Below are 13703 nucleotides of genomic sequence, written 5' to 3'. Positions count from 1 at the left end.
ATTATCCTTTAGACTAACCTACTGCATTCACCTTCATTTAAATACTTTTCTATAAATCTAATAAATAAACTTATTTATCATCATAGTGAATGGAGTTTTTAAATAATATTAATGCATTGTACTGTATTAATATTAATAATATCGACGCGTTTATTAAGATAAAATTTCCCTTGCATACACAAATTGTGTATCACTACATTTATCGAGAAAATATTCATTAATAAGCATATATACCTGTAATTTATTTAAAATTAACACTTTTGAACATTCAGATACTATATTAAAAATGTTTCCTCATTAAAACTCAATTCGACTTAAATTCTTGTAATACAGAATATGAATATATTTCAATTATAACTCAGTAAGGAATCATTAAATCAGTAGCTTTATTATAAATTTATACTAATATACTACTTTATAATTAAAATTATCTCTGATTATAATTTTTATTATCATGCTTATGATTATCAATCAGTAACTGAATTTTTCTATTTAAAGAAAAAAAGAAGTTACTCTAGAATACTTCTTAAAAATTATTTCTCAATTATCAGAACGATATGACTTAAGCAAATTTAATATCATATTATTTAATCTCAAAATATCTCAATAATCATTCTTGATTTTCTTTAAATATTTTACATATAAAAAACTAATATCAAGAGTTTATCATTTATGTAACAAATTATTACTAAATTATAAAATTCATACTCTCTATTATGGTCCTAAAAAATTAGGAAAAATTATTTTGAAATATACAAAAAAATAATAACATACTTTTAATAAAATTATTGTTGAAATATAACTAATTATCATTAACATAATAATAAGTGTCGATAATTAATTAAAAAGAATAACTGTTACTTAAAATTCTTTAAGTTACACTGAATAATATATCAAGTAATGAATTTAGCAAGCATGATATATATCACTTATCTTGTGACACTTGAGATTTTATTCTATAATTATAGGTTCTTTCTATATTAAAATTTCAACTTTTGCAACAAGATTTGACGAATTCCAAACATAATTCAAAAACTCTTTAAAAACCTATCTTGAACTTTAGTAAAAATTATTACTATTTAATGAATTTTTAACGTGCATCTTCCAAAAAAAATCTATTTAATGTAATGTGTGTTAAAATATTATAATAGCGTCTTTACAAGAAAAACAAAGACGATGATAATTTACTTAATATTTTCTAAATACAATAACCTAGCGTCTTCAGTAAGACACAGATGAATAAAAACATAATAAATTTAACATACAGTAATGTAATGCAATTATATATAAACATCAATTTATATTTTCATACCCAGTTAACTTTCTACGTGTAGAAAATTATATCTGAGAATGTAATAATTTTAGCACTAAATAGATTATAATTACATTAATGATTAAGTTAATACTTTTATTGACTTATGTTGACGTAATAATTAATTAATACAGCTGAAATAAGTTCAGAATTTCTAAACTTTAATATATCAATACAATGATACAACAAAAATTAATTTATATATTTTATAATAAGCATGCTTGAAATATTTTCTTAGAAAATTCATAAACAACAAGTCATGATACTGAGTTATTTTAGTAAAATTAAAATTTTTTAAAATCTTTTAATCTGCAGCCTCACCATAATTATTATCATATTTGCACTGATAACCTATGATACTAATTGAGCTGATAATGTTTACTGCTTTCAAAGTTGTCTCGATATCTTACATAAAATTTTTAATACTCATACTCACAGTAAAACATATTGAATATATACGTTTAAATTTTAAGTTATCTAAATAACGAAAAAACTTTTCAAGGGTGGATGATACTAATTTTAAAGTATTAAATAGATTACTTTCTTATTTTTCCTTATTAAAAATTCTTTTCAAGATTAATTTTTTTATTCCTACAAAAACAATTATATTTACTAAAATTCAATTTTTCAACGAAAATAAATATTATTTTATATATTACTACGTGTTTTTTATAATCAAACATATATTTGACAACACTATTTTATTAATAACACTGTTATAATATTATTTATAATTATTGAATATTATTCAAATTATCTATGATGATTTATCTTTTAAATTTGTATAACGGATATAAAATAATAGGTAAAATTATTGCAGTATAAAATATACATCAGTATCAAACGTTATATTTAGTCTGACAAAGATTTATAAATTTATTGTTATTTAATAATCAGTCCTAATATGAGCCATCAAGATAAAGTTTGATGATATAAATAGATTGATTGTAACAAAGCTAAATAATTTATAAGATCTTTTTAGTCAATGATAGTCATACTAAAATTTATTTTGCATTAAAAGATGTTAATGTTTTACTAAACGTCTAACAATAGACGATACAATCAAACTTATTAAATTAATTTATTTCAATCAGATTCGAGATGATTGTTAAAAGTCTTTAATAGATTTTCAGATATTCGAAGAATAATTTAGAGAGGAGCATCTAAAGGAAAGTAGAATCATATTCTAGAAGTTATATTGAATGTAATCATTTAATAGTATAATATAAAATATCATTTTTCTAAAAACATCTAAGTTTAGTGCTAGCATATTATATTAATTTCATGATAAGACAAATATAAGAAAAACTTGTGCTATGAACGTAACCTAATAACTCCATAGAGTAAATTGTAATTTTTTGCATGATTTTATAATAAATAAATTATTACCTTTAAATAAGATAATTAAATAAACCCTTTATTCGATAAAGAGAATCAACTTTAAATTAAGAAAAAATGCACTACGAACATATCTAATATTTTTAATATCACTTCCTGAAAGATTTTTATTTTAGCGTTCAATATGATAAATGTTCACCATTAACTTTATTAAGTATAAAACAACCCAATAACTGAATATCTAATTATTGGGTGCTACTTTAATCAAGGTTACTATTTTTTATTAGCAATAATATTGTAAATTAATTTTTATATTTACTCATCACTAATGTTGCATTAGTACCGCCAAAACCAAAGCTATTTGACATAACAGTTTTCAATACTTGCTCAGTTGTTTTTGTCACAATATTCAACCCTACAGCTTTTTCATCCAAATTTTCAACATTAATACTAGGTGCAATAAAACCGTGCTCTAACATTAGTAAGCTATAAATAACCTCTTGAACACCTGCCGCACCTAATGAATGGCCACTCATTGATTTTGTTGAAGAAATAGCGGGTAAGTCATTCTCAAAAAGTAATTGAATAGCTTGTAACTCTTTTGTATCACCTATAGGCGTAGAAGTCCCATGTGCATTAATATAATCAATTTTATCATTAATACCCTGCATCGCCATTTTCATACAACGAACAGCTCCCTCACCTGAGGGTATAACCATATCTGCACCATCAGATGTTGCACCATAACCAATAACTTCTGCATAAATATGTGCACCACGAGCTAATGCATGCTTGAGCTCTTCAACAACAACAATACCTCCACCACCCGAAATCACAAAACCATCACGGTCATTATCATAGGTTCTTGATGCTTTAGTAGGTATATTATTATACTTTGTTGATAATGCACCCATAGCATCAAACTCACAGCTCATCTCCCAACTGAGTTCTTCACCACCACCTGCAAATACAAGATCTTGTTTATCTAATTGAATTAATTCTACAGCATGACCAATGCAGTGTGCAGAGGTTGAACATGCAGAACTAATTGAATAGTTAACACCTTTAATTTTAAATGGCGCTGCTAAGCAAGCAGAAATACCTGATGCCATCGCACGAGTAACCATATAAGGACCTACGCCACGCAGGCCTTTTTCGCGCATACCATCAGAACCTGCTACTTGATTACGTGGAGAACCTCCACCAGAACCTACAACTAAACCAGTACGCAGATTAGAAATGTGCTCATCTGTTAAATTTGAATCACTAATTGCCTGTTTCATAGAGAGATAAGCGTAAACTGAACAATCACTCATAAAACGACGTATTTTACGATCAATCTGATTGCTAGTATTTATTACTATATTACCCCAAACGTGACTACGCAAACCTGCTTTTTTAAATTCCTCTGAGAAAGTGATACCAGAACGACCTTCCCTAAGAGAAGTTATTACTTCTTCCTGACTGTTACCTATACTAGAAATAATACCCAGGCCAGTGATAACTGCACGTTTCATTTATTACCTCTTAGTTTATAATATAATCAAAAAAATTACAGCTAACACTTTAGCTTACACTTATAGGCTGAACAAGTCCGTTCGGGATCAAGATGTGCACTTTTATTGTGTTAATCAATATGAGTTTTACATAATACGAGGTTTAACTGCTACTTAGTACTAATATTCTATAAAGATAGATAGTAGATAAGGAAAAGTATAAAATTAGCAATAAATATTAGTAACCTTAACTAAAATTATGAAAATAAACGCTATTAAAATAATTAAATAATGTTTATTTTGTAATTAACAGAAATAAAAAAAGTAAGGGTACGTATTGTTTAAAATACTACTACTTTATACGATATATTTCTTATATATTTAAAAGTTGTATTATTAAAATAATTTTTAATATCGTTTTGATATTTTTACGTTATGGGTAATTTTTTAAAATTTTTAACTGAATCACTTTCAGTCAGCATTAAAGTTTCCAAACTTGATTAGATTTGAGATACATATTAATCCAAAAAGATTTTAAAGTAGTTAACTAAGATTGTTTTAAATCGATTTTATTATTAATAATTAGCATGAAATAGTTATTTCAAATATTATGTAGTAATAAAAAATACCTTATTCCAATCATTAAGGAAATAATTTTTAATTTATAATATTGAGATATTAATAAATAATTATTTTAACTTAGCAATAAGTTACTTTATAAAATAGAGGTATGTGTAGAAAAATTAGCTATATTATAAATATTTAACATCTATTGACTAAAATAATAGATTCAGACGTAAATAAAAATTTTTCTATTTATATGAGCTAGTTAGATGAATTTCTATTAATAATAAGCTGGTTCCCCCCCTATGTAAAAAACATTCATTCAGAAATGAAATATTTCTACAAAATATTTTAATAAAATACAAAATCCATTGAACCTGAGTATGCTCATAAACCTATCATTAAAAAAATAATGTAGCACTTACAAGATAAAAATGACTAAATAAATTTTTAAAATCTATAAAGTCTTCGCATTTACCAGTCATCGCGTATGATAATGGATGATATTATTTTAGTATATTTTTTAAATAAACCAGATCTCCTATGATCAATAGATGCACTTAAATATGCAATTTATATTAACCATCATATAGAATTTTAAAATTTATTTAAAATAACAGAAAATGATACTATATTTTAGTCTCCAGGCTAAAGTTTTTTTACTGGAGAGTATCAATAACAAATCATTTAATAATCTTTAATGTTCATCATGATTATGTTCACTATCATGAGCTAATTAATAATTATCTAGAAATAACTAAACTATCTAAACTCGCTCCACTTCTTAATTAAGATAATATTCAGTTTTACTTTAAGTAAAAATATTACATTACGTAACAATATTCATAATAACAAAAGAATGAGCATGCTTACTTCAGGTAACTCACGGAGCACTCAATAAAACTACTTAATTATAAAATTCTATTCAGATTATAGTATTTCTGATATTTTATAGGTATACTTTTAAATAAAAAAATAAAAAATTAATAACTTGCTTTTTACTTTTTTTAAGAAGTGTCCTAATACAATACAACACTTTAACATAAAAAATAATTTTAACTTAACTATCTTGATCTGATCTTCATGATTTATTATGACACTTGCTATGAAAAATATTCATACAACCATCAGAGTTTAAAAAACTGAAATATCACAGTGGATAATAATTCACACTTTAAACTTGAACAATTTTTATTTTTTTATAGTATATCGATTATATATTAAAAAGAAAAATTACAGTAACTGTTTTTAATGAAACTAAATAAATGACAGAAACCTGCTGTTAATTCATTAAGAAAAAAAGTATATTACATCAATATTTAACTCAAAGATATACGGTGTTAAATCCATGTTAATTTTTTATTAAAATATTGTCTCAATACATTTAAAAGCTTATTCAACATTATTCTATACATTATAGAAAAATAATAAGCGCTATTTTAATAAACAAAAAGAAAACTTCAAGCACTTCTCATACATTTGCTATAGTAAGCTATATTTTAATTAACTTAACTCAGTTTTTCTGATCTAATATTGAGGAGTCATATTTATAGTATTAAAGTTCGCTACATTATGCTATTTGAAACGAACTTAATATATGACACGTCCTAGAAAAATATTTATTTATATAACTATAATAAACTAATATATATTTCACACAAAAATAATTTTTAAAAACGAAAGCAATTAAACATTTTTGTTTTTTCTTTTTTTTAATAGTCCTTATTATAACTGCAGTTGCATAGATAATATTTTAATATCTATAACTAGTATATAATGTGATGCTAAAAACATTTTTACTACTACTATATATTTTTTCATAAGTCATAGCTGCATTTTCAATTGTTTACGCGTCAACATGCTGAAAGATAATATTAACATTACGCTTATATTAACATACAACTAACTAAGATTTTTCTTTCTAAGAATTTTAAAATCACTTATACAGCAGTTTTATTAGAAATATTTTAGAGAATCTTATTCTACTAAAAACTAATTTTCAGAATATAAAGTAAAGCTAGAATACTTAATATATCACATTTTTAAGGGTTACTCTATATTTAGCTATTATATAATAATAGTTCAATTTACTAAAATATATTTTAATTAATATTGTATTATTATTTTACACGTTATTAATTTAGATAAAATAATATAAATCATTACGTTTAAAAAATTAAATAAGTTGTTAATAATCTATCTTTTATAGTAGAAAATATTTTAAGACAAAAGGAAATTATGATTGCATGCTTCTATAAAAAACAACAACCTCTTTAAAAGATACTGTTATTATTTTAAAATTGAAAAGATTTAATCATTAAACAAGTTAAAAGATATAATTTTAACAAAAATAATAATATAATAGTATTTAAAAAATTTTAAGGATAAATTATGAAAATTTATATTATGCGTCATGGTGATGCTGTATTGAGAGCTAATAACGATATGGAAAGAGTGTTAACAAAAAAAGGGAAAAATGATGCAATCTTAGTAATCAAGAAACTACAACAACAAATATCTACAGTTGAAAAAATACTTGTTAGCCCTTATCTGCGTGCACAGCAAACCTTACAAGTAATCCTCGAAAATCTTTATATTCCAGCAAAAGTTGAAGTGATGGATATATTAACACCTACTGGAAACGCAAAATCTGCTGCTAATCACATATTAAATTTAACTATTATGGGTACTAATTCAGTATTGATTATATCACATTTACCACTAATTCACTATTTATTCTTGACACTTTGTCCAGATGAAACACCTCTAATATTTCATACATCTTCAATTGCATGTATTCAATTATATACTCACCATCATAAAGCCTGTTTTAACTGGATACTTCACCCATTTTAATTATTGATATTAAATATATAGAATTTAGAAGATTAAGAATGGTTTTAAAATTTACCTACTACTCATTTATAATCAACTACACCTCTCATATTTCTGTATTTTATTTAAAACAAGTCATTAAAGATGATTCCAATTTTTTTCACGGAATAAAAACCATAGCATGGGGGTATGGAATACACTAAAATTACATTAATTTTTTAAAAAATATTAGCAGTATCCATAGATCATGTAATAACACAAATACACTATTGATTTTTTATAAGCACCAATAAATTTTCATTCTTATTTTTATAGTATGCATATTAAATAATATACATTAAGAAAAAATTTTTCAATATGATCACACAAAAAATTTTGACTTCATAAACTTACAACCAAGATATTAAATAATATATTCGACCTTTGTCTGAAACATTCTTAAATGTAAATATTCTAAATAGTACAATGTTATACATAACTTGTTCTACTTATATTTTTATTTAACTGATCGTAAATTTATGCGAATAATTATCTATCAAAGCTTATTTTAGGAAATATTGTTTTTTAATCTATTTTTAATTTTTTATAAATATTATTTGTGTAATTGTATTTATTTTTAAAACTAATTGTTATCTCTTTATTTATAAAAATATTATTCAAAATATGTTATACATAATTATTATATATATTTTAAATAAAAATTTACCATAGCCAGTAATCTTAGGCAATAAAATTTTAATAAACATAAGACTTTTTAGGTAGAAGACTGACATATAGATACCCTTAAACAATATATATCAAATATTTTATATAGTGCTCTATACTCTAATCAGCACTCAATCATTTAATACACTCTTAGTTAATTTCAGTGAACACAGCATACTAAAAATAATATTATTCCCATGGTGTTAAATTGTTGTATATTTTTCAAGTTAAAATTTCATACACCTCTTCATAAAAATTAAAACATTGGTTTGTTAAATATTTTATAAAAAATAAATATATTATTATCAACATTCTTCAATAAGAATGGATCGTAAGTTATTTATTGAACTATTAATCAAATAAATAATAAACTACCTAAAGCACACTAATTTTCTATCACACTAATCTTTCGGTGTTGAATAGTGATTAATACAGAGAATTAAATAACCACTAAGATTTTTCCGTCATCTTGATCGAACTGTTATATTTTCATTCCAAGTTTTTCACTAAAAACTGTAAAGTTTTATAAAAATATTTCAAGATTTTCTCAATGAATACAAATATTCTGAGTTTATTGTTGTAACTTTAATGTAATCCCGAAGTAAATATATTTATATATTCACCTAGCATAATAAATATAAAACATTACGACCAAAGTAGTCATCGATAAATACATAATCATTATCATTACTTAAATTTAGTTCATGTAAACTACGTTTTCTAATTTATCATAATGATCAACGACAATAAAATTAATTGTATACTGCTTACGACAACGGTCCTCAAAATAAAACTCACTGTATATGTTGGTCTTTTGAGTTTTTATTCCCCTCACCATAAATTATTACTAGTAAATAAGGTTTAATACTCTCTACAAAAATATTAGCACCTTATTATCCGGTTATAATTTCCAGTGATCTAATAATGTACCGCGCCTAAATAAAATATAATTATATTTTAAAATATCTAGTTACAAATAATGCAATGCTTATTGATATCTTTCTAAGATCAAAGCTATAAAGTTTTCCTGTCCATATTTTATAAATCAATAATTAGCGATGTAAGCATTGTAAGAATGTACGTATATAATTTGTATTTTGAAAATAACTATTAACGTGTCTATACGCTTAGAACATGTTTATATTATTTTTTTTGCAAGATAACTAAAAACTCTCTAAAGTATCCTAAATACATTAATAAAATATATCATAGCAATAGTTATGTCGTTAAGTAAATGTAAGATACATGTTGTGATTTTACGATCAAAAAATATTATATAAAGGTTTTATCTTTTCTCTAAAACTAGAGATTTTAATAATCTACTTTATTATTTAATTTTTATTTCAAATATTTCTCAAGATTTATTGACTTTTTTCAAGAAAATAAAAAAATCTCTAAAACCTATTTAACATTTGTTATTAACGTAATTCTTTTTATATATATCTATCGATATGATATATCGACTTACAATCGTAAGATCAATAACATATTGTGAATAAATAAATACCTATTTGCAATATTTGAAGACTACATACTAACCATGAAATTAATGTATAAAATTTTCACTACTATATATTTTATAATTCATTTCCTTTCCTATTCTTCTCCGAAGCTATGTTCCAGAAAAATACGTATACAGACTATATTAAATTTTAAAATTATTACAAATCACTCTAGGTTTTTTTAAATAGCTTTTAAAAATTAATTCATACAATTTATATTAAGATTAATCACAAAATTCACATCACTATCATAATTATTAATTAGAAAATACTATAAGTAAAATCATACCCTACTTCAACACACTATGATTCATATATAAAATTTCTCGTCTTAAACACTATCTGTAGATAGTGATTAAAAGTCTATCGCATATCATTTCGATAACCACTGCTCATACCATGGACAGAAGAATTTTCTTAGATTATTGTGATTTATATAAAATATTACTTATATACGTAAATCTTTTATTATAAGGCAACGATTATAGGCATGCAAAATTTGAGAATATATGTATTGTATACTCTTAAAATCATTCAGGTTATAAAACATAATGTATGACATACTTTTAATATGATCTACAGTGTGTAGCTATCAATGACATATTTAAAAAGCTAAAAACACAACTAAATAAAAAATTAGTAACCAATATTTTAATATTTATCTTCAATTGTTTAATCTAGAAGTTATTATGTTTTATTATGCAAATAAATACTCAATAATCTTTTATATTTACTGTATTTTAAGTGAATTAACTAATAATATAATCTTTGCATTATCTTTTTTAGTGAAAATATTAACTTTGTCTTTAATAAAACATTATCTTCGTGAAGTTATAATAATGTCATTTTTATTTATCCCAAAATTATTGGGACATATTTCATCATCTTTCATTATTATTTGAATAACGACTCTAGCTTATCTGATAAAAAATTATTTAAATTAAAATACAAGATTAGCATTCACCACCATATTTTTAGCCTTGATAACTCTGATAGAGATATACACGTTTAAAATAAACTCTTCATCATACTTCATTTCAGGGAGATTAAGCGATATTAATATCATAATTTTAGTTAGTGAAGCTATTAAAAGCGCGATTCTAATTAAAACTTATTAATATCTTAAAAGAAATTTGAAATTTTATAATAATTCTGACGACATAAAACACATTAACATTCATTAAGATCATCTATTTATCCAAACATCTGATAAAATTACAAAACAGCTATGCATGTGTCTCTCATATTCATAAAATACAAATAAACAATAAAACAATGAAAGAAACATTAACATAGCAGAACATTAACAAGTTTTAGTTCTTGAACTATGCATGTAAAATTAAATAATTAAAATTGAATAATGTATTCTTCGTATAATAATTTGAAGATATAAAACACTTTTTTTTAAAATACTATAGGAATTCATCTTTTAAATGCTAAAATATCAATTAAAATTTATTAATAGTATACAACATTATATTAATTATAATATTATTTTAAAGGTAAAAATAAACTACTATTAACTTGACGTTGTAGTATTTTATTTAGTTAAAACTTAGTACTAAAAACTTATTTTCATTAATAATCACACAAATTTTTATGAAATTCTAAAGATCATCTTAACACAAATTCTATTAACTATACTTTTTAATATTTACTTTAAAAGTCTTCACTATATTTGTAATGTGTTCAATAGCAATATCTAGCATTTTTTAAGAAAATACTAAGAGTAACTAATATTAGTAATTGATTTTAAGAATATGCAAGAGTACAACCACTTTTCTTTACCATTACTTTATGAAGACATATGTATTTTCAGCTTATTTATAATACGTATTTAATATATAGAAAAATGTCCAGAAAAACATTCTACGGTAACAATATGTCGTAATGATAAAATGCATAAAATAATTACATTTGAATAATAGACTCAACATTTCTTTATAATAAATTATATACGACGTATAAACATTTTATTAAAAAATACAAAATCACCTAATGCAGTAAAGAATCTAATATATATACAAACAGTTAAACATCAATTGATACGGTGATTATTATATAGTGAATAAGATTACAATCTTGCAATAGACATGCGAAAATTAAAAAATCATCATTATAGAAAAATATTCAGGAAACATGAAAAAATTTTTATGAAAACTCTTAGAAGAAACTTTTATATTAAAATATTATACTACATAAAATAGAAACATGTTGACCCATTACTAATGTCATTAATATATACAATAATATTCAATTTATTTATAATAAGCATTACGCTATACTTTTTATATGTTTTTAAATTACACTATAAAAAAATAAAAAAGATTATTGTTGTGATTTTTGCGTTATATGTATTTTCTTCCATGAACGGTATTATTTTAGTTGGCATAAATTGTTACATACACTTCACTAGATCAGTAGAACAGAATCAACTAAAAAAATCTTTAATTTTTCCTTCAGTTAATCACACTCCATCATATTAAATGTATAATGGTAATTTTTTAATACTAAGTTGATTGCAAAAACACTTATAATACTCAGATCTTGTTATAACAAATACTAAAACTATTTTACCTACAGAATCTTAATATTTTGGCAATACTAACCAGAAGAAAATATTTTTCCTGATTTAAATATTTGTAAATAATTTCTATTGCTAATAGTATAAGGAATACTAAAAAATAGTATTTATATTAAAAGTAATGTATTATATTTCGTTTAAAATTTTAGAGATTTATAAATATATTACAATGCTCACTATTATAATAAAATCTTACTAAAAAATAACTTTTAAAACTAGGTACGCAAATAATTCTCCTTTGTCTAAGACCTTTATTAAAAAAAATGATATAATGCTAATATATTTAATCAACATCAAGTGTATAATCTTTTAAGTACATGAAAATCATATTAATTATATTAATATTAAGAACAAAACTCTATTGTACAAAAATAATAACATACTGATATATTCCTAGAAAAGTGAATTTTTAATTAATAATAATGTATCATTAAATAACTTATTAAAAATAAAATGCAATAACTTATTTTTTACTGAAAATATGTTAATTTACATATTATATTATTAAAATCTATCGTTTGAAGATAATAAATTGTATTTTGTCAATAACAACTAACTATATATCATATATATACAACTACTATTCATTTTCCTCATGAAATGGTAAAAAAATAAAATTCAAATAGAAAAATCAACTATTTTTATTAATAATAAATATATACAACTATTTTTTTCTTGCAGTTTACTTATAGTAACTAACTGAAAGTTTCTATAACTTTTCATAAAATTATTTCTATAAGTACATACTCGAAAATAAGTAAAACATATCAGTTGAACAAAAAACCTTGTAAACATCTGCAATCTAAATAAATTTAGAAATTTTTTTTAGTTATCATAAAGGTTAATCTATAATTAATTACTCATTCTTTAGAGTTAGTAAATTTAAAATTTACATAAAACTAATAATTAGATTTAAAAATTTTATTTTAGCCAACTCATATAAGAAATCTTGAAATAAAAATTTATATATCATCATAATAAAATTATAAATTATGATATAAAAATAAATTTCAAAGAATGTATATTAATGTAGTTCAGAAATTAATTTACTACCTCATGAACCCATTTTACAAGAAAATATTATGTACTTATGATAAATGATATTTAAAATAAAAAACAGTTAATAAAACTTCTGTTATTTAAAAAATAGAAGATAATTTAAAAAAACATAACTGATCGACATCACATATCTAAAACTATTGATTATTGACTATTAAGCTCACATGATTAGTAATAAAACGTATATACTTATAATTTTAAAATGAATGATAATATAAAATTAAGTACTACACTATAAATTATTGATTTAATAAATTTTTCTTGAGTTATTTCTATTGATCATCTACATAAAAATTAATTATTGTGAG

Annotated in this window: 2 protein-coding genes; one reads left to right on the top strand and one right to left on the bottom strand. The window is 22.7% G+C overall.

The features are described 5' to 3' along the window. Positions 1-2952: 2952 nt before the first annotated feature. Positions 2953-4167 carry a beta-ketoacyl-ACP synthase I gene (fabB, locus tag GFV14_RS00440; RefSeq protein ID WP_457914391.1) on the bottom strand — a complete coding sequence of 405 codons (1215 nt, stop codon included), beginning with the start codon at positions 4165-4167 and terminating at the stop codon, positions 2953-2955. A 2934-nt stretch (positions 4168-7101) separates the two neighbouring features. On the opposite strand from fabB, the gene sixA reads away from it, so the two are divergent. Next, entirely contained in the window at positions 7102-7566 is a 465-nt protein-coding gene (sixA, locus tag GFV14_RS00435) for a phosphohistidine phosphatase SixA (protein WP_457914390.1), read from the top strand. Positions 7567-13703: the final 6137 nt, after the last annotated feature.

Origin of the sequence: Candidatus Hartigia pinicola, assembly GCA_020541205.1 — a bacterium.
In the GTDB taxonomy this organism is placed as follows: domain Bacteria; phylum Pseudomonadota; class Gammaproteobacteria; order Enterobacterales; family Enterobacteriaceae; genus Hartigia; species Hartigia pinicola.
Note: the sequence above shows the minus strand (reverse complement) of the source record. Positions and strands in the feature narration are given on the sequence as shown.